The 18,671-nt window shown below is 68.1% G+C and carries 15 protein-coding genes and 1 pseudogene; 2 read left to right on the top strand and 14 right to left on the bottom strand.

Features of this window, described 5'->3' with window-relative positions:
* Positions 1-61: 61 nt before the first annotated feature.
* On the bottom strand, positions 62-601 hold the full coding sequence (locus AB0J95_RS15685; RefSeq protein ID WP_364757555.1) for a TetR/AcrR family transcriptional regulator: 540 nt from the start codon (positions 599-601) through the stop codon (positions 62-64).
* Between the two features lie 73 nt (positions 602-674).
* Between AB0J95_RS15685 and AB0J95_RS15690 the strand changes: the two genes are divergently transcribed.
* The gene (locus tag AB0J95_RS15690) at positions 675-1,724 is read left to right on the top strand and encodes an aldo/keto reductase (protein WP_364757557.1); all 1,050 of its coding nucleotides are present in this window, start codon (positions 675-677) and stop codon (positions 1,722-1,724) included.
* Between the two features lie 58 nt (positions 1,725-1,782).
* Here the strand turns inward: AB0J95_RS15690 and AB0J95_RS15695 are convergent.
* From AB0J95_RS15695 to AB0J95_RS15725, 7 genes and pseudogenes are all read right to left on the bottom strand, one after another.
* Positions 1,783-1,990, bottom strand: a pseudogene (locus AB0J95_RS15695) (crosslink repair DNA glycosylase YcaQ family protein); the annotation flags it as partial.
* 98 nt (positions 1,991-2,088) lie between these two features.
* Complete coding sequence (locus tag AB0J95_RS15700) at positions 2,089-4,989, bottom strand: glycoside hydrolase family 48 protein (protein ID WP_364757559.1); 2,901 nt, start codon at positions 4,987-4,989, stop codon at positions 2,089-2,091.
* A gap of 10 nt (positions 4,990-4,999) precedes the next feature.
* Complete coding sequence (locus tag AB0J95_RS15705; protein WP_364757561.1) at positions 5,000-5,902, bottom strand: hypothetical protein; 903 nt, start codon at positions 5,900-5,902, stop codon at positions 5,000-5,002.
* Entirely contained in the window at positions 5,887-6,897 is a 1,011-nt protein-coding gene (locus AB0J95_RS15710) for a lytic polysaccharide monooxygenase (RefSeq protein ID WP_364757563.1), read from the bottom strand. The genes AB0J95_RS15705 and AB0J95_RS15710 overlap by 16 nt, the downstream gene beginning before the upstream one ends.
* A gap of 224 nt (positions 6,898-7,121) precedes the next feature.
* Positions 7,122-8,474, bottom strand: a complete 1,353-nt coding sequence (locus AB0J95_RS15715) for an RICIN domain-containing protein (protein ID WP_364757565.1) — start codon at positions 8,472-8,474, stop codon at positions 7,122-7,124.
* Between the two features lie 175 nt (positions 8,475-8,649).
* On the bottom strand, positions 8,650-10,020 hold the full coding sequence (locus AB0J95_RS15720; RefSeq protein WP_364757567.1) for a PHB depolymerase family esterase: 1,371 nt from the start codon (positions 10,018-10,020) through the stop codon (positions 8,650-8,652).
* 604 nt (positions 10,021-10,624) lie between these two features.
* Positions 10,625-11,266 (bottom strand): TMEM175 family protein, encoded by a 642-nt coding sequence (locus AB0J95_RS15725; protein ID WP_364757569.1) that lies wholly within the window; start codon positions 11,264-11,266, stop codon positions 10,625-10,627.
* A gap of 357 nt (positions 11,267-11,623) precedes the next feature.
* Between AB0J95_RS15725 and AB0J95_RS15730 the strand changes: the two genes are divergently transcribed.
* On the top strand, positions 11,624-11,920 hold the full coding sequence (locus AB0J95_RS15730) for a hypothetical protein (RefSeq protein WP_364757571.1): 297 nt from the start codon (positions 11,624-11,626) through the stop codon (positions 11,918-11,920).
* A gap of 108 nt (positions 11,921-12,028) precedes the next feature.
* Here the strand turns inward: AB0J95_RS15730 and AB0J95_RS15735 are convergent, their stop codons facing one another.
* The 6 genes from AB0J95_RS15735 to AB0J95_RS15760 form a co-directional block, all read right to left on the bottom strand.
* Positions 12,029-12,517: a roadblock/LC7 domain-containing protein gene (locus tag AB0J95_RS15735; protein WP_364757573.1), complete on the bottom strand. Its 489-nt coding sequence runs from the start codon at positions 12,515-12,517 to the stop codon at positions 12,029-12,031.
* Positions 12,514-12,888 (bottom strand): hypothetical protein, encoded by a 375-nt coding sequence (locus AB0J95_RS15740; protein ID WP_364757575.1) that lies wholly within the window; start codon positions 12,886-12,888, stop codon positions 12,514-12,516. Before AB0J95_RS15740 ends, AB0J95_RS15735 begins: the two co-directional genes overlap by 4 nt.
* 231 nt (positions 12,889-13,119) lie before the next feature.
* Positions 13,120-14,286, bottom strand: a complete 1,167-nt coding sequence (locus AB0J95_RS15745; RefSeq protein WP_364757577.1) for a hypothetical protein — start codon at positions 14,284-14,286, stop codon at positions 13,120-13,122.
* Between the two features lie 48 nt (positions 14,287-14,334).
* Positions 14,335-14,751, bottom strand: a complete 417-nt coding sequence (locus AB0J95_RS15750) for a hypothetical protein (RefSeq protein WP_364757579.1) — start codon at positions 14,749-14,751, stop codon at positions 14,335-14,337.
* A 321-nt stretch (positions 14,752-15,072) separates the two neighbouring features.
* Positions 15,073-16,749 (bottom strand): CBM35 domain-containing protein, encoded by a 1,677-nt coding sequence (locus AB0J95_RS15755; RefSeq protein ID WP_364757581.1) that lies wholly within the window; start codon positions 16,747-16,749, stop codon positions 15,073-15,075.
* A gap of 26 nt (positions 16,750-16,775) precedes the next feature.
* The gene (locus AB0J95_RS15760; RefSeq protein ID WP_364757583.1) at positions 16,776-18,656 is read right to left on the bottom strand and encodes a beta-L-arabinofuranosidase domain-containing protein; all 1,881 of its coding nucleotides are present in this window, start codon (positions 18,654-18,656) and stop codon (positions 16,776-16,778) included.
* Positions 18,657-18,671: the final 15 nt, after the last annotated feature.

Raw genomic sequence — 18,671 nt, forward strand, 5'->3', positions numbered from 1 at the left:
GCGCTCCAACAGATTCGCGGCCGTGACCGGACTTCACCCCGGCCACGGCCGCGGCCTGTGTTCAGCGCCGGTGGGTGGCGAGTCCGTCGAGGATCAGTCCCAGCATGGGCCGCGACCGGTCCTCCGGGCCGGACGCGGCCCGCCAGAGCGCACCGGTGAGCTGGAGGAAGTCCCTGGCGTCCGCGTCGGCGCGGATGGTGCCGTCGGCTTTGCCCGCGTCGAGGAGCTGTGTGATGGCGGCGATCACCGGGCCGTAGGTGTTCTCGGTGATCGTCTGGTGCCCGCTCGGGCTGAGCGCGTCGCCGAGGCCGTGCTTCTTCCGCATGGCGCTCACCAGGTCGGTCGTCCAGTGGCGCAGTGCTTCCAGTGGCGTGAGCCCGGCGAGCAGGTCCGGCACCGTGCCGACGAGCCGGTCGACCTCGTCCTGGTAGATGGCCAGGACGAGCGCTTCGCGGGTCGGGAAGTTGCGGTACAGGGTGCCCGGTCCCACGCCCGCGAGCTGGGCGATCTGGTTCATCGAGATGTCGCCGCTCTCGGCGAAGGCCTGGCGGGCCGCGGCCAGGATGCGGGCTCGGTTCTCCCGCGCGTCGGAACGGACCACGCCTCCTCCTTGCTATCCGGAGAGTTCTCCACTACCGTAAATGGAGACCTCTCCGGAACTATAGAGGAGCACCATGCGCTACACCAAGCTCGGCAGCACCGGCCTCGACGTCTCGCCGATCGCCATCGGCGCGATGACCTACGGCGACCCCAGCCGCGGCCACCCGGTCTGGTCGCTGGCCGAGGACGCCAGCCGACCGCTGATCAGGCACGCGCTCGAGGCCGGCATCAACTTCTTCGACACCGCCAACCTGTACTCCTACGGCTCCAGCGAGGAGATCCTCGGCCGGGCGCTCAAGGACTTCGCCGACCGCGACGACGTCGTCATCGCCACCAAGCTGCGCCACCCGATGCGGCCGGGCCCCAACGGCAGGGGGTTGTCCCGCAAGGCGATCATGACCGAGGTCGAGCACAGCCTGCGGCGGCTGGGCACCGACTACATCGACCTGTACCAGATTCACCGCAACGACCACACGACCCCGCTGGAAGAGACCCTCGAGGCTCTGCACGACCTGGTCAAGGCGGGCAAGGTCCGCTACCTCGGCGCGTCGTCGATGCCCGCCTGGGAGTTCGCCAAGGCGCTGCACCTGCAGCGGCAGCACGGGTGGGCGCGGTTCGCCTCGATGCAGCACCACTACAACCTGCTGGCCCGGGAGGAGGAGCGCGAGATGATCCCGCTGTGCCTCGACGAGGGCGTGGGCACGATCATCTGGAGCCCGCTCGGCCGCGGCCGGCTGGCGCGAGCCTGGGACGACGCGAAGTCGACCGCGCGCTCCGACACCGACGGGGCCTTCGCCGACCTGCTCTACACCCCCACGGAGCAGACCGCCAACCGCGCGATCGTCGACGCCGTCGGCAAGATCGCGGCCGACCGTGGCGTCACCCGGGCTCAGGTCGCGCTGGCCTGGCTGCGCAGCAAGCCCGTCGTCACCGCACCCCTCGTCGGCGCCAACACCACCACCCAGATCGATGACGCCGTGGCGTCACTGGACATCGACCTCACCGGCGACGAACTCGCCGCCCTCGAACGCCCATACACCCCGCGCTACGACTTCCAGGGCATCTCCGACGAAGCCGAGGCGCAGAAGCTCCGCGACCGCATCCCCGGCTTCGCGAACGTCTAGCGAACCTGAACGCGACGACTCTCGTCGCCGGGGCGGGTATGTCCGCGGGTTGTGTCCGGCGCGGTGCTTCGGGGAGATCGAGCAGTTCGCGGCCTTGCTCGTCGCGAAAGGCCGACCAGCCTCTCGCGGATCGCCGCCACCGCGCCGGGCAGCCCGGCGCGACCGCTCCAGGCACGCCGATCGGCCACAGTGGCCGGTCCGTACGCAGGCAGATACCCCATCGCCAGCGCCTCACCGACCGGGTCGGCGCCGTCCAGGGCGAGCGGCACCATGCGCACCGCCGCCTTCGTGCGGCACAGTCGAAGCAAAAGCGGCTAGGCCACCGGCGGCAGGGATGCCGGTGGCCTAGCCATTTCCTCCCCGGTCAGCTACCGAACAGCTGAACGTGCAACGAGAACGCGGTGGCGATCTCCGCCTGCGCCCAGAACCTGTGGTACGTGAACGTCGGCGCCGCGCCACCGTTCAGGTAGGACTGGACCTTCGGCCACTGCGGGTCGTTCTTGTAGAAGGACCGGATCGACAGGAACGTGCTGCTGGAGTTGATCGGGTCCCCGTTGGGCATCTTGCCGTTGAACGTCGGCGGCACGTACACACCCTCACCGCTGGTGGAGTTGTAGGTGTCGTCGAACCGGTTGTAGTCCGTCCGGGTCTCGGGGATGGCGATGCCGATCGAGTCGGTGTGCTGCAGCAACGCGTTCAGCAGGCCCTCGCCGGTCGACTTCGCCGAGGTGTCACCGGACTTGGCAGCGTAGTTCAGCAGCGTCTTGGCCAGCGAGGCCGCCACGCCGACGTCCTGGCTGTAGTTGAGCACCGAGACGTGCAGGTTGGTGTTGGCCGCCGGGCTGGCCGGGTTCCACGTGACCGGGGCGCCGGTCCACTGCAGATCCGACGGGACCTTGAACGCGGAGCCGGTGGTGGTGTTGGCGATCGCCCACGGCACCCACTTGTCCAGGATCTTCTTGGCCCGGGCGTCGCCGGTCTGCTGGTAGAACGAGGCGACTCGTTCCATGTCCCAGACCTGGAAGCCGAACCAGCGGTTGCTCGGCGGGTCGTGCCAGACCGGCTGCGGGTCGTAGGCCATGCCGTAGAACGTTGGCGATCCCGACGGCGGGGCGGTGTACTGGCCGTCCCAGCTGTTCGTGGCACCACCGGCGATCCCGCCCTCGCTGGACTGCAGCCACTGCAGGAACTCCAGCTGACGGTTCAGGCTGGTGGCCCAGTCCGTGGCACCGGTGGCCGAGGTCGGCTTCAGGGCCGGGTCGTTGGCCAACGCGTACGCCGCCAACGGGTTCTGGTAACCCTGGTGGCTGGCACCGTCACCGATCCGCCACGCCCAGCCCGCGGACGTGTCGGTGGCGCCGCCCCACGCGTAGTACCAGGACAACAGGTAGTGCGCGCTGTCCTTACCGGTCCCCGCCGGGCAGCTGGGGCTCGTGCAGTTGCCGATCTTCTTGAAGTACTTGTCGAACATGGCGTACCGCAGGTAGTCGCCCATCTTCGACGCCTTCTTCACCGTGGCGCTGACGTCCCCGGCCTTGCCCTGCGCGGTCGCCCACTGGTTGGCCAGGTACGCGACCTGCACGGCCCGCGCGTCGGCGTCCGGCGCGTCGGTGTACCGCCACTGCTTGGCGTACGACGAGTCCTTGATGAACAGGTCGAGATAACCGTTGGGGCCACCGAACTTGAACGTCTCACACGACGGCTGCGGGATGGTCTCCCACACCGACTCCGACGACCCGCGCTGGTAGGTGTTGATGTACGCGGGCGCGGTCGTGCCGTCGCCGCAGTGCCCGAACCCGTAGGTGTTGTCGACGTCCACCAGCCAGTGCATGCCGTAGATGTCATCGGTGCCGTACGCGGACTTCAGCTCCGCCGCGATCGGGTCCTGGCCCGCGGTGACGCCGGTGTCCAGTGGCGAGGGGTACTTGTCCATCCGCGGGAACTCCGGCGCGTACGTGGCCGGCTTGCTCGCGTTGTAGCTGGAGTTCGTCGGCTGGTCGGCGTGCGCCGGGATGGCGTACTTCTCCAGCGACGCCCATGCGGCGTTGAACGGCGCCCAGTCACCCTGGATCTGGCCGTACGCGGCCTCCAGCCACAGGTAGTAGCTGAACGCCTCGGACGTGGTCTCGTGGCCCTGGTCCGGCGCCTCGACCATCAGCGTCTCCACCGAGTGGTACGGCACCAGCAGGTCGCCGAACTTGCGGAAGTACCCGCTCGACGGGTCCTTGAGCTTGTTGTACTGGGCCAGGAACGCCGTTTTGTACTCGGGTGTGTTCGGATCCAGCTCGGATGCGGTGATCGTCGCCGGTGTGTAGCCGGTGGCGCTGGCCGTGAATGTCGCACTCGCCAACGCTCCGCCGTTGTTCGCCGAGGAGATCGTGACCGGCTGCCCGGTGTTCCAGTTGGTGGTGGTGAACGTCAGCTGGGCCGGCGCCGCGGTCAGGTCCGTGCTGCCGGATGTCCTTGCCACGGCAACGGTGACCGAGGACGAAGGCTGGGTCGCCAGCTTCAAGTCCACTGTGGACGATGTACCCTGCTTGACGCTCACGGTCGACGGCGACGCCACGATCGTCGGCGCACCGAGCACGGTCACCGCCGCCGGGGACGAGATCGACGAAGCACCCTTGTCGTCATAGGCCTTGGCGCTCACCGAGTACTGCCCGGCGGCCGCCCCGGTCCAGCTGAACTGGTAGGGAGCGGACGTGTCCGTGCCGAGCAACGTCGTGCCGTTGTAGAACTCGACCTTCGAGATCGTGCCGTCCGAGTCGCTGGCCGTGGCGGCGAACGGGATGGCCTGCCCGACGGTGTAGCTGGAGTTGTTGGCAGGACTGGTCAACGCGACTGTGGGCGCCTTGTTCGGGCCGACACACGCGGTTCCGTTGACCGCGAAGTCGGTCGGCGCCCGGTTGGCACTGCCTTTGCTGCCGTTGAACCCGAACGCGGCCGAGCCGTTCGCCGGGATGTTGGCGTTCCAGTCGACGTTGCGCACCGACACGGAGGCGCCGTTCTGCGACGGAACCCCGTTCCACAGCTGGGTGATCCGCTGGCCGTCCTGGAACGTCCAGGTCAGGGTCCAGCCGTTGATGGCGTCGGTACCCACGTTCTTGATCGTCACACTGGCGCCGAAACCGGTGTCCCACTGGCTGGTGACCGAGTAGTCGACCGTGCAGGACACCGCTAGTACAGCAGGTTGCGCGACGGCCGGCTGGCTCGCCGCGATGAGCCCCACCGCGACGAACGCGGGCAGGGCGCGTTTGGGTCTCATACTTTCTCCTCTAACGTGCGGGCACGACAACCGTGAACGCGGCGGTGTGCACCTGGCCGTCCACTTGGAACTGTGCGAACAGCCGCCAGGTGCCGCTGGCCGGGAGCATCGCGTTCGCCGTCAGCGACCCGGCGTCGTCCTTGCCGGTGGCCAGGAACCGGGTGAAGGCAAGGTCTCCGGCGCGGAACGCGGTCAGATGCGCATAGCCGTCAAGAAAGCGTTCGACGTGCGGTACCGGCTTGCCGTCCTTGGCGATGCCGATCCGCACGGGCGTGGAAGCACCGGCTGCCGGCTGCCCGGACCACGTCACCGTGAACCCGTCCGCCGTGGCGGTCGTGGCGGCCGCGGGCAGCGGCGTGTCCGCCGGCCGGCCCGGCACGGTGAACGGCTGCGAGAGCGTGTACCGCAAAGGGGTGCCCTGGCTGGAGTCCGGGGCGGCGAAGGTGACGAACGCGCGGTACGAGCCGGGCGCCAGCGCGGGCAGCCGGGCGGTCCACGCCCCGTCCTCGCGCATGGCGGGCTCGAGCAGCTGGAAGCCGGAAAGGTCCGAGCGGATGACGTACAGCACCACGAGTCTGCTCTCGTAGGGCTGGTAGCGCGTGACCGCCCGGCCGTCGGATCCGGTGATCCGGAAGGTGAACGTGTCCGGAGCCGTCACCGCGGCGGCGAACGAGTACCCGCCCGCCGAGCCGGACAGCCCGGTCCCGCCCGGCTGGGCGTCCGCCACCTCCGGCGGCGCCTGGACGCCCGCGTCGTGCGCGTGCACCATTCCCGGCATGTCCGGCATGCCGGCCATGTCCGGCGTCGCCGAAGTGCCGCAGCCGGACAGGAGGACCGCCGCCACCACCGCCATGACCAGGCGGCGCCGCGGGTGCGCCGCGACGCCGCCGGTCATGCTCACGGACTCTGACATGTGATGCTCGTGGGCGCCGCGGGGCTGCCCGGCTGGTTGGCGGTGAACCCGAACGATGTGCTCGCACCGGGTGCCAGGGTCCGGTTCCAGTCCGTGGCCTTCACCGTCGCCAGCGATCCCGCCTGGGTCAACGTGCCGTTCCAGGCACTGTTGACGGTCTCACCGTTGGCGAGCACCCAGCCGACCGTCCAGCCGTACATCGTGGACGTGTTCGGGTTGGTGACGGTGACCTGCGCCTGGAACCCACCCGGCCAGGTGCTGGTGACGGCGTAGGTCGCGGTGCACTGGGCGGCGGGCGGTGGCGGTGCGCCCGAGCCGATCCCGGTGACCTCGCCGTTGCCGCCGTCGAACACCACGTCGGAACAGCCGTAGAACGTCTCCGAGCTGTCCGACCGCGCCCAGACCGAGTAGATGATGTGATAGCCGGTCTTGTTGGCCGGCAGTGCCGCGTTCCAGTAGTAGTAACTGTTGACACTGCCCGGGTTTCCGACCGATGGCGGGTCGGTGACCGAGTAGAACGGCGTGGTCTCCATGTCGGCCCACGTCAGCGGCCGGTTGGGGTTCCAGCCGTCTTTGCTGATGTACAACCGGAACGTGCCCGGGTGGGCCGCCCATTTGTTGTACCGGTACTGGATCGTGGCGCCCGAGGTCAGGTGCGTCTTCGGCCAGTCGGCACCGGCCTGGTCGAACCCGGAGAAGTCGTAGTAGTTGCTGTTGCCGCTGCACAGCTTGCCGTCCGGGATGAAGCCGACCGTGCCGCCGCTGGTGGCGCCGCTGCGGTTGCCCACAGCGAACCAGTTGTACAACGGGGTGACGCCGCTGCGCGTGACCGCCGACTGGCACGCGGGGTTCTGCGGGACGATCTGCCCGGTCGAGGTGATCCCGTCCTGGTAGCACAGGAACGTCCGGCTGCCCGCGACCATCAGGGCGCCATGTGCCTGGGCGGGTCCAGCGGCCAGCAGAGCCATGCTCAGGGCCGCAACGACGGTGATCACGACGGCCCATCGGGATCTGGGTCCGCAAGGTCTGGTGGTCATGCAGGGACCTCCACTCGCATCACTGGGAGCGCTTCCAGAATCCAACGTCCAGAAGTCGTTGTCAACCGCGTGCCAATGTCCGAAAGTTTCTGGGAACGTTCCCAGACATCGGACCTGCGCCGAACACACAGCTGCTTCGCCGTACCGGGCCGTGCGGTACGGCGAAGCAGTCCGTTGCCGTGCTATGCGCGTTGGAGTTGGAACCGCTGGCTGGCACTGCCGGTGTAGGCGGACTGGGAGATGTGGGCGCCGTCGGCGGTCGACGACCCCGCGACACCCATCGCCAGGCCGCTTTGCCGGTTGGTCAGGCTCACGGCGCCGTTGCCCAGGTCGGTCACCTGCCACTGCTGGCTCATGGCGTTGGTGTCCGGCTGCTGGGCGATGTCGGCCCCGGCGTTGGTGCCGGTGGCCTGCAGGACCAGGTTGCTGTGCCGCGCCCTGACCCGGTAGTAGCCACCGCCGGAGTCGATGAAGTCGAACTGCTGGTTGAGACCACCGTTGCTGGGCCACTGGATCAGCACGGCACCGGCGGCGGTCGACGCGCCGTTGATGTCGGCCAGCTTGCCGCTCTGCGCGACCGCCATGCGGTAGTTCACGCCGATCTCCACCGGGCCGCCCGGCGGTGGCGGGTTGCCGGAACCGAACTGCGTGAAGAACTTCCAGACCTCGCCGGACGTCCAGGTCTGCCAGCCACTACAGCCACAGCCGTCACGCGGGCCCGGGTCGTGCCCGCCGTCGAACGCGGCCCAGACGACCGGATACCCGGCCCTGCACCCGGAGTAGGCGGTGACGATGTGCGTCCGGCTGCCCGGGCCGGGTTCCGGCGGGTTCTGCGGGGTGCAGCCGTTGTTGCGGACGAACGTGTCGCGCAACGACCGTCCTTGGGAGATGTTCAGGACGTTGTCCCCGATCCCGTGCATGCCGATGTACGCGACCGGCTGGGTGCCACCACTGCACCCACTGAGGTTCGCGCCGGAGTAGACCGCGACCGCGCGGAAGACCGACGGCCGGGCGCAGGCCAGCGCGTAGCTCATCGCGCCGCCGTAGCTGAAGCCACCGGCGAAGATCTGGGTCGTGTCGATGCACAGGCCCGCCTGCAACAGCCGGAGCAGGTCGTCCACAAAGGTCACGTCCTGACCGCCAGGGTTGGCCCAGCCGTTGTTGTTCCCCTGGGGTGCGACGAAGATGGTGCTGTTACCGGCGTTGTCGGCCAGCCGCCGGAGTCCGTAGTAGGACCAGTTGTACCCGTCGGTCCCGCCCGAGTCGACGTCGTTGGCGGTGCCGCCGAGCCAGTGCAGGCCGACGAACAGGCGGTACGGGTGGTTGTTGTCGTAGTTGCTGGGAATCCTCAGGATGTAGCTGCGGTTCTGGCCGCCGCTCTGGATCGTGTGCGAACCGCTGGTCAGCGTCGGCGCCTTGCCACATCCGGCGGTCGGCGCGGCCGCGCCGGGACCGCCCGCCTGTGCGGTGCCCGCGGCCAGAACGACCAGCGCTCCGGCCGCGACAGCCGCGAACAGGGATCTGTACTTCGACATCAAGCGACTCCTCGGTGTCACGAGAGTTGTTGTGCCGCGCCCTGGTCCGGTGGCAGCCACCACCGGAGTCCACGAGATCGAACTGCCGGCCGGGACTGGACCGCAGCCGGACCGGGCCTCATCGGCCGGACCGGCGGACCGCTCGTGGCGTCGAGCGGGCCGAACGAGCCGGTGATCATCCGGCCGCAAGTCCGGTCACCGCCACCGACGGGCCCGTCCACTTCTGGTTGGCGCCACCGTGACAGGTCCACAGGATCACCCGCGTGCCGTTGGCCGTAGCGGCTCCGGACACGTCGAGGCACAGTCCTGATTGGACGGTGGTGACGGATCCATCCGTGGTGAGCCGCCATTTCTGGGTTGCCCCGCTGTCGCAGGCGGAGATGACGACCGCCGTGCCCGCCGTGGTTGCGCCGCCTTCGGGAGCCAGGCATCGCCGTGATTCCCCGGAGTAGACAGTCAGTTCTCCGGCCGGGCTGGCGGTCCACTGCTGGTTCGTCCCACTCCCGCAGTCCCAGATCTGCAGCCGTGTCCCGGGCGTGGTCGCCTGGCCGGGCACGTCCAGGCACCGGCCCGCGGCCACGGACCGCAGCCGGCCGGTGGTGCCCCCTCCCCCGCCGCCGCTGTCCAGGCCGAGGAAGGAGATCGCGTACGCGATCATCCCCGCCTGCGGCAGAGTGTGGCCGGTACCGGCGATGCTGACACCCTCAACGGTGGCCCGGGTACCGGTGTCGCCGTACCGGGTACGTGTCCAGCTCGACTGCGGATGGTCGGTGAACGCGGGCGTCTGGCTCAGCCCCCGCAGCTGGGTCCACTGCTTGATCTCCTCACCGAAGTTCGGATACGCCAGCGTGGTGTCCGTGGTGCCGTGCCACAACTGCATCCGCGGGTACGCGCCGCTGTAGCCCGGATACATGGCATGGGCCAGATCGGCCCACTGCTGCGGGGTTTTGCTGATGTTCCCACCGGAGCACTGGCTGTTCCACAGCGATCCGTCGGTGGTGGCGAAACACCCGGCCGGCACCCCGGAGAAGGCGGACCCGGCGGAGAACACGTCGGGGTACTCGGCGGCCAGGACGTTGGTCATCATGGCTCCCGAGGAGAACCCGCTGACCACGATCCGTGCCGGGTCGACGTTGTAGCGCTGCCGGGTCCACGAGACCATCGACATGATGCCGGTGGAGTCGCTGCCACCGTTGCGGGTGAGACCGGCCTTTGTGGACACATCGAAGCAGTGGCCGTCCCGGGTGGCCTCCGGCACGACGACGATGTACCCGTACCGGTCGGCCGCGGTCGCGAAGTCGTGCCCGTTGCCGTTGAAGATCGCACCGGCCGAACCACTGCAGTAGTGCACGAGAACGAGCAGTGCCGGCTGGGGCGCCACCCGGTCGGGCACGTAGATGTACATGTTGAGGTTGGTGGGATTGGTGCCGAAGCCGGTGATCCGGGTCAGCGCGGCGGCCGACGCCCGGCCGGCCGTCAACAGCAGCGCGCCGGCGGTGAGCGGCACCAGTAATGCCGCCACCAGGATGCGCAAGACGTGCCTCATCAATGACTCCCTGATGAGTAGCGAATAGTGAATCCGGCCTTGGTAATGCCCCATCAGGCCGTGATGTGGTTTCTCATCAGACTGCGCAACGTGTTCGCGCTACGAATACCGCCCACCCAGCCGCGAATACCACCCCCATGGCCTGCCGCCCGAGCGAACGACCAGGCCCGCGGGAATGCGCCGGAGCCGGCATTGTTCTCCCTTCTCCCGGATGAAGCCCGGCCGCTCAGTCCACAGTAGATACTCCACAATGGACATGCGCCCCGGGCTTTGACCGACGGCAAAGGGTGCTCCATCACATTCGCGCGAATCCTCGGTTCACCTATGTGAACGTTAACACAATGTCACGTGAGCGAACAAGCAGTGATTTCTAGTATTACGTTTGAAACTTTCAGAGCGGCCATCGCGAATATGTGAACGCGAACAGCAGGCCTCCGGTGAACAGGCACGAAACGGCCCGCAGCCGGAAAGGAACAGACCAATCCGGCCGACGGGACCGGGTGAAACCGCCGGAAAAATTCCGGTCGGCAGGTGTCCGATCGGCAGGCGGATGAAAGTTACATCGTCCGCCGGCGGCCGGGCGACCGCGGCCAGGAGCCGGAACTCACCGGTTGCGCAACCGCTCGTACCCGTCGAGGAGTAACCCGATCAGCAGGGCCGCGGGCACCCAGAGGTACTTGACGACGTCGTTGACCACGAACGCGAACGGGATCGACAGCACGAACGCGGACACCGGGACCAGGATCCCGCGGGTCATCCGGGCCGGCCACTCCGGATCGTCCGCCTCGGGCACGACGCCATGCTTGCGCACCAGCCACAGCAACGCGAGCAGACTCAGGCCGACCGCGGCCACGGTCACCGCGTAGAACACGGTCCCGAACGCCGACGAGCCCCGCTCCCCCAGCACCTTCGTGGCGAACGGCAGCACGACGATCGTGAACAGGAAGGCCATGTTCGCCGTCACCAGGCCCGGCGCCATCCCCGTCACGTGCTGGAAGAAACGGTGGTGGGAGCGCCAGAACAGCGCGATCACCACGAAGCTCAGCACGAAGGTCAGGTACTGCCGGGGCAGCAGGTGCACGAAGGACCGCCAGAGATCCTCGTCGGTCTCCCCCTCCGGCACCGGTAGCTCCAGCGCCAGCAACGTCATCGCGATCGCGATCACCGCGTCGGAGAAGAACGCGAGCCGTTCCACGGCCGGGACGGCCTCGCGGGGCGGTGAACCGGCGTCAGTCGAGTGTGTCACGGTTGATCATTGTGCCGCCGGGTGCGGCGATCCCCGGCGGAGATGTGGCCGGTGTTTCTCACGATTTCGCTTCGGCCCCAACACACCTGCCGCGATCCCGGCGCACTGCGCCGACAGCACCAACGCGATCCCAGCCAACTGGCCCCGGCACCCTGCGCGAATTGTCCACTTTGGTCGTTGGGGTGTGGTCCGGTCCCGCGGGAGGATCATGAATCGCGCGAGGCACCGACGGTGTTCAGCAGCAGCCGCCCGGCCTCCCCGGGCTCGGTATGTCCGATCCGGACGAGCCCACCGTGCCAGACATGGTCCGTCATACCGGGATTGTGCGTCGTCGTCCCATCCGGCCACCGCCTCTGGGTGACCCGGTACGACCCGGCCGAGATGCACGCCGCGGGCGACTATCCCAACCAGCACCCCGGCGACGGGCTGGGCGAGTGGGTCAAACAGGAACGCGACCTGGTGAACCAGGACATCGTGGTCTGGCACACCTTCGGCACCTCGCACCTGCCCCGCCCGGAGGACTGGCCGATCATGCCGTGCGAGTACGTGGGTTTCTCGCTCAAGCCCGCCGGTTTCTTCGACCGCGACCCATCACTGGACGTACCGCCACCCACCGCTCACACCACCGCCTCCTGCCACACCCACCAGGACTGAGACCGGCGCCATCAAGTCCGATGTGGACGAACGGCGGTGAGTCCGGCCCGTTGCACGGTAGTCCTGGCCGGCGCGGCGATCGGGTGCCGATCCGCCGCGCCGGCGTTTTCACGAAACTGTGTGCCGGTTGATGGCCATCTGGACCTGGGCGAGGGCTTGCCTTGCCGCCACGGTGAAAAGCCCGGTGTTGGTGTCCCGCTCACCGAAGACCACCAGCAGGATGGCGGTGTCGACCGGGAAGATGCAGACGTGCCCGGACATGCCCTCGAACACCGCCGCCCGCGGCTCGCCCACCATGGCCTGGTCGGTGAACTTGCCCGCGAGCCCGATCGTGGCCGCCGCCATGGCCGCGACGCTCTCCTCGTGCGGCCCGCGGGTGTCCCCGCACAACAGCAGGCCGTCGCGGGAGGCCAGCAGCAGCCCGTTGATCCGGTCGACCCGGCCGCGGATCACCTGCAGTTCGCGGCCCATCGCTTCGGTGTCGACGCGGGGCTGGCTCTGGTGGATCTCGGACACGGCCGACGGGTCCTGTCTTGACTTCGTACGCTCGCGCATGGGCAGGGGGAGGGACACCGGTGACTGTCGGATGTCGCTCATACCAGCAGGTCGGCCTCGATGTGCTTGAGGTAGTGCCGGGCCAGCGCCAGGTTCGCGCGTTCCCGGTCCAGCACGAGGTACAGGAACAGCGAGGACGCCTTGCCCCGCTTGGCATCCAGCAGGCGGATCAGGTGGTACTGCCGGTGCAGGGTGATCAGGATGTCCTCGATCTCGTCGCCGAGCCCCAGCGAGGCGATGACCTGCAGTTTCGCCCGGACGACCTCGGTATTGCCCGCGGCGGCCACTTCCAGGTTCAGCCAGTCGCCGCCGCCGAGCGTGCCGAGCGCCATCCCGCTTTCGAAGTCCACCAACGCGACCCCCACCGCGCCGGTAATTCCCATGGCCTCTTTCAAGGCGGTGTCGATGTTCATTCGCGCCTCCTCCAACTCGGCCCGAAACCCCATGCGCACAAGGGTTTTCAGGTGCGCCGACGGGCCGATCATGTCCGACTGCCGAGCGACCCTACGCCAGATGATCCCCCGCGTACATGAGCATTTGGAGTAAATCGCCGTCACTGATCAGTGCTTCACATTAGCGAACACATTCGTCCACGGAATGCATGGGGCGAATGTTTCTGGCTCACCGCGAATTACACACGCTTTTCATGGCCGGCGCCCGAAATGCGACAGGTAGAGCGCCCGGCCCGCGAGGCTGACCTCGAGGTGGTCCAGCACCGGGTCGAAGAACCTCTTGCGGTGGGCGGCATCGGTGACGATGGTGGCCACGAAGTACAGCCCGGAGAACGCGGCGATGAACAGGCACACGCCGACCAGCTCGTTCGCCATCGGAACCTGGACACCGAAGAGCTTGCCGGGTGTGGGGTCGTGGCTGACCCACGCCTTGATGGCGCCATCGGGCACCGCCAACCGCCCGAGCACCGCGAACACGACGAACACCAGCACGCCGAACACCAAGGCCTGCAACAGCTGGGTGAGCAACAGGATCAGGACCATGTTCGCGCGTTCGAGCCGGCTCAGCGGCGGCACGGTCCCCTCCGTCGCGGTGAGACCGCCAAAGGTCTCCGCGGGCAGGGCTTCGACGCGTTCGGGCCACCGGGCCGCGGCGATGAGCGCCTTCAGCTCCGTGGCGAACACCGAGCTCAGGAACAGTCCACTCAGGACGAGGAAGAACCCGGCCACCAGCCACATCCGGCCGCGGGACACCAGCCCGGCGATCTGCCAGATCTCCGCGGTGAAGAACCCGAACGTCGTCACCAGCAACAGCAACGGCATCGCCCGGCTGGTCATCTCCCCCACCCCGCGCAACTGACGCACGGCGGCCCGCAACGCCCACCCGAAGATCGATCCCACCCCGATGGCGGTCAGTCCGATCAGGACGGCAACCTCGACGAGATCGACCACGATGGTGGCGAACATCTCGGCGTCGGCCAGCACGTAGTCCACCACCGGCCACACCACCACGTACACAGCCGTGACCAACACCGCGGTCACGAACCCGCGGTTGCGCAGGACGCGGTCACGAGCCCACCACGCGGCGAGCCACGCCCCTACGGCCGGGACGACGAGCGACCCGGCCAGCGTCACGGTGTAAAGGGCCTCGAAGGCGTCGCTTTCCAGCCGTGTCTCGAATGCCGCGTCCCCGTCGATCGCGGTCAGCACGTCGTACAACACATCGGACAGCGCGAGCCAGACGACCGCCGGCACGATACGCACCAGCAGGTCACCCTCCAGCCCACGGACCACCGAGGGCAGACCCCGGCGCCGGAACCACTGCTCGGCCCCACGCCGGTCCACTTCGGACATACTCATACCGCGATTAGAGCACGACGACCCCACCACCCACAGTGAGCGTTGTGCTCACCGAACCGACGGTATCCCAACCACCGTGCTGGGTGTAGAGACGCCGACCGCCGCAGCACCGCTAGCGCTCATGGTCAACGAACGCCCCTCACCGGACGCGTAGAAGACCGAGACGGTGTGCGGCCCTGCGGTGGCGTTGATGTTGTTGAACTGCAGGTAGTTGGCAGTCCCGTTGCCCACGTACCCCACCAACGCCCCGCCGGAAGCACCCGGCGAACCACGCACCGCCGCCTGTCCCGCCAAGGTGTTCCCGGCCGCCTCGGCTTCATAGGTGGTTCCTGGTGGCGGCGAACCACCATCCTGAGCGCGCCAGGAGTCGTTGGCGTGGCCGATCGTGAACGTCATCGACGGGCAGTCGAACCGGCTGCCCGCGGGCGGGTTGCCGAGCGAGGAGTTCGCCGGACTCGCGGGCACCCAGGTTCCACCCCGCGACACTTTGATGTCGGTCGCCTCGATGGTCGTGCCCGCCAGGTCCCGGCAGTAGTACCCGGTGCCCGGTCCACGTGTCGGTGCTGGACGTGCGGTGTTCGTCCATTGTGGCCGCTCGGTGACCGTTGACTGTGGTGGTATATGTGGTCAGGAACGCGGAATCCATGTTCACAAGCTTGCCGATCCGGTCCCTCCGCCGCACCAGTCCCAAGCCCACAGCTTCGGCCCGTCGCTTCATCGAGTCCTCACAATATCAGCGATAACACTCCTATGTGGATTTATCGGGCGATCAGGAGAGGTGCGGGGTCAGGTAAGGGTGATGTAGTCGAGCTCGGCGTACCCGGTGGCGCCGTTGAAGAACGGCGCGCCCTTCGCCAGGCGGATCACGTTGTATCCGGCGTGGAGGGTGACCGACGTCGAGACCGTGCCGAACCGCCCCCACCCAGCAGTGGGTGGGTAGCTGACGGTCGACCACGCTCCCCCGTTGTACGCCAGGCCTTGCGTCGAGGTGGCGCCGGTTCCGTTGGCGTAGCCGATGGTCATCGTGTACGCGCGAGCGGTGGGAACGTTCACGATGAAGTCGACGTAGCTGTCGTTGCGCGGGTCACCAGCGTTGTCGATGCGGCCGACATAGCCGCCGTTGGATGCGCTCGTGCTGGTCAGCCGTTGAGCCCGGAACACGGAGGCGTTCTCGGCCTCGTAACGTTGCTGGTACGCGGTGGTGGGCTGGACCACCAGGTGATAGGCGTCGGAAGCCGACATACCCGGCACCGCAACGGTGATCTGTCCATTCGCGACGGTGTAGGTCGACGTGGAAATCGTCGTCGGCGCGGTGACCGCCGTGAACCGGCCCGAGGCGGGCGTCGACTCCAGGGTGACCCGGACACTGCCGCTCAGTTCGCCGAGGCCGGTCACCCGGACGGAGTTGGCGCCGGACTCGTCCCCGAACACCACATCAACCCTGCGCCGGCTGGGATCATAGGCAGCGAACCCGTCGATCCCGCTCTGCGCGGGCGGAATCGTGGTCACCATCGACCCGGCCATGTCGCCGTACCACTTGTACAGCCACCACGTCCCGGTCGGCTGGTTGTTGTTCACCACCAGCCCGTTGACCGTCCCATACTCGTACCAGAACGCGCGATCCGCGGCCTGCACCCCGGCACGCTCGAACTTCGCGATGTAGTTCGCGACCCGCCCTGGCACGTCGACCTCGTCGGTCCACGCGTATTCGTTGATGAAGATCGGCCGCGGGCTGATCCCGAGCGAGGCCTCCAGCGACCGGTAGGCGGAGACATGGGCGGCCACGGACCCGCTGCTGTGGTCCAACTCGTGCCAGATCACGATGTCCGGCAGGACGCCGTTGGCCTGAGCGGTGGTGAGGAACGCCCGCATCCGGTCGGTGTTCCAGGAAGCGTACCCAGGCCCGGCCACCGGGGTGACCGTGTCGCGGGTACGGATCCGCTGGACGGTCCGCACCCAACCGGCGTTGAAGTCGCCCGCTGCCGCGGTGTCCCAGGTCCAGTCGGGCTCGTTCCAGATCTCCCAGGCCGACACGTTGCTGACGTTCGTGGCGTTGCGCCGATCGGCGACCATGGTGTCCACTTTGGCCAGCCAGTCGTCCCAGCCCAGCCACTTGTACGGGAAGTCCGGGTAGATGTCCGGCATCCGGACCACCTGGGCGGCACCGACCCGGTCGGCCTGCGGGGCGATCTTCAACGCGTCGCCGCCGGGCGGCTGACCGTTGGGCTTCTGCCCCACCCGCGGCGGCGGCTGGGTGAGCGTGTTCAGTTTGAGGGGCAACAACATCGAGTCGGCGGGCCGGTTGTTCTCGGCCAGTGCGTACAACCCGCCGGCCCCGACGTGCGTGACCGGTCGGAACCGCGAGGCGACGTCGACCACGAGGGTGTGGCCAGCGGCTTCGGCGGGTGGAGCGAGCAGGGTGGCGAGGACAGTGACGGCGATCCCGAGACTTCGTAGGGACATCGGGTACCTCAGCAGGTGGCAGGGATTCAGGGTGTGGTGACGGGGATCCAGACCCGCATCGGGCCGGGATCCCGGTTGCCCCACAGGAAGTAGGGCACAGCGAGGAGCTGGAGTGGCTTGCCGCGGGGCTTGGCAGGTGCCTCGGGCGGGTACAGCTGGTTCGACAGGGACGGCTCGGCGGTACCGGCCACCCGGAGTGTCACCGGAATATCAGGCAGCCGCCCCTCGATCACTGGAACGGCCGGGTCGATCCGGACGTCCTCCAGCGTGATGTCCGAGGGGAGGTCGGTCTGTTCGACGCAGTAGACGAGCGGGCCGCGGGCGAGCGCGACACAGCCGCGAACGGCGTCGATCCGCGAATGTGGCTGGACCGTGCGGGGCCGCATCGGCAGGTCGAGCGTGACGGTGGCGCCCGCCGACCAATCCCGGCGGACCCGCAGGTACCCGTCGCTGCCCGCGATCGGCTCGCCATCGAGCCGGACCTCCGCCGCCGGGCACCATTCGGGGATCCGCAACGACAGGGTGAGCGGCGCCTCGGTGGTCACGGTCAGCGAGATCCGGCCGTCCCAGGGGTAGTCCGTGTCGATCGCGATCCGGACGGGCACACCGTCCACAGTGGTCTCGACCGAACCGGCGAAGTACAAGTGAACCTGCAGCTCGTGCCGGCTCGTGGTCACCGCGTAGCCGGACAACGAAGCCACCAGCCGCGCGAGGTTGGGCGGGCAGCAGGCGCAGGAGTACCACGGCAACCGTGTGGAGGGCGCGTCCTCGTGCGAACCATCATGATCGGTACGCAGGTGTAAGGGGTTGGAGTAGAAGAAATGCGTGCCGTCCAGTGCTGTCGATCCCGCGATCACGTTGTACAGCGCGCGTTCCATCTCGTCGGCGTGCCAGGACCCGCCGGTCGCCAGCAACAACCGCCAGTTCCACTGAAAGCTCGCGATCGCCGCGCAAGTCTCCCCGTAAGCGCGGTCCGCAGGCAGCTCGTACGGGTCACCGAACGCCTCGTCTCGGTGCCGCGACCCCTGAGCGCCGGTGATGTAGGTCTTCCTGCCGAACGCGTCGTCCCACAACCGGTCGGCCGCGTCCAGCAACGGCTCGTCATGCGTCTCGACGGCCACGTCCACCATGCCCGCGAGCAGGTACAGCTGGCGGACAGCATGCCCGGCAACGCTTTCCGCCTCCCGCACCGGGACGTGGTCCTGCAGGTAGGCCGAACCGAACCGTTCGCCGTTGAGCAACCCGTGCCCGCGCAGGTCGAGGAACCGCCTGGCCATGGCGAGATACGGCTCGTGCCCGGTCACCCGATACAGCTCCACCAGTGCGGTCTCGATGATCGGGTGCCCGTCGAGGTCATCGACCGTGCTGAACCGCTCGACGATCAGATCCGCGAACCGCCGGGCGACCGTGACCAGCTCGGCGCCCACCCCGGCCCGCTGTGCCGCCACGGCCGCCTGGATGAGGTGGCCGGCGCAGTACAGCTCATGGCTCCAGTGCAGCTCCTGCCATCGCTTGTCCGGCTTCACGACGGTGATGTGCGAGTTGAGGTACCCGTTCTCGCCCTGCGCCTTGGCCAGCAGCGCCGCCGTGGTGTCGATGAACGCCCGAAGCTCGGCGCCGTCCGGGCGGCGGCCCAGCTCCCAGGCCGCGGCCTCCAGGGTCTTGTAGACGTCCGAGTCGGCGAACCACATGTTCTGGTAGTCGCCATCGGCCTCACCGGTCACCCGGCGCAGGTTGTCGATGTTGCCCGCCTGCTCGAGCCGGCTCACGCAGTGCGGCAGGGTCCGGGCGGCGTTGCGCTCCTGCCAGTCGCCGAGCAGGCTGCCGGGCGCGAACCGGACGTCGGTGAGCGCGACCGGCCACAGCTCCGCGAGCGCGGTGGGTGTGGGATGGACGGGCTTGGGCATCGAGGTCCTCCCTTG

The sequence above is a fragment of the Actinocrispum sp. NPDC049592 genome (assembly GCF_040675465.1).
Taxonomy (GTDB): domain Bacteria; phylum Actinomycetota; class Actinomycetes; order Mycobacteriales; family Pseudonocardiaceae; genus Kibdelosporangium.

What these genes read in the sequence shown, in the direction of transcription:
- AB0J95_RS15690 (WP_364757557.1), top strand. Translation starts at nt 675, where the DNA reads ATGCGCTACACCAAGCTCGGCAGCACCGGCCTCGACGTCTCGCCGATC.
- AB0J95_RS15700 (WP_364757559.1), bottom strand. Translation starts at nt 4,989, where the DNA reads ATGAGACCCAAACGCGCCCTGCCCGCGTTCGTCGCGGTGGGGCTCATC.
- AB0J95_RS15705 (WP_364757561.1), bottom strand. Translation starts at nt 5,902, where the DNA reads ATGTCAGAGTCCGTGAGCATGACCGGCGGCGTCGCGGCGCACCCGCGG.
- AB0J95_RS15715 (WP_364757565.1), bottom strand. Translation starts at nt 8,474, where the DNA reads ATGTCGAAGTACAGATCCCTGTTCGCGGCTGTCGCGGCCGGAGCGCTG.
- AB0J95_RS15720 (WP_364757567.1), bottom strand. Translation starts at nt 10,020, where the DNA reads ATGAGGCACGTCTTGCGCATCCTGGTGGCGGCATTACTGGTGCCGCTC.
- AB0J95_RS15735 (WP_364757573.1), bottom strand. Translation starts at nt 12,517, where the DNA reads ATGAGCGACATCCGACAGTCACCGGTGTCCCTCCCCCTGCCCATGCGC.
- AB0J95_RS15740 (WP_364757575.1), bottom strand. Translation starts at nt 12,888, where the DNA reads ATGAACATCGACACCGCCTTGAAAGAGGCCATGGGAATTACCGGCGCG.
- AB0J95_RS15745 (WP_364757577.1), bottom strand. Translation starts at nt 14,286, where the DNA reads ATGAGTATGTCCGAAGTGGACCGGCGTGGGGCCGAGCAGTGGTTCCGG.
- AB0J95_RS15755 (WP_364757581.1), bottom strand. Translation starts at nt 16,749, where the DNA reads ATGTCCCTACGAAGTCTCGGGATCGCCGTCACTGTCCTCGCCACCCTG.
- AB0J95_RS15760 (WP_364757583.1), bottom strand. Translation starts at nt 18,656, where the DNA reads ATGCCCAAGCCCGTCCATCCCACACCCACCGCGCTCGCGGAGCTGTGG.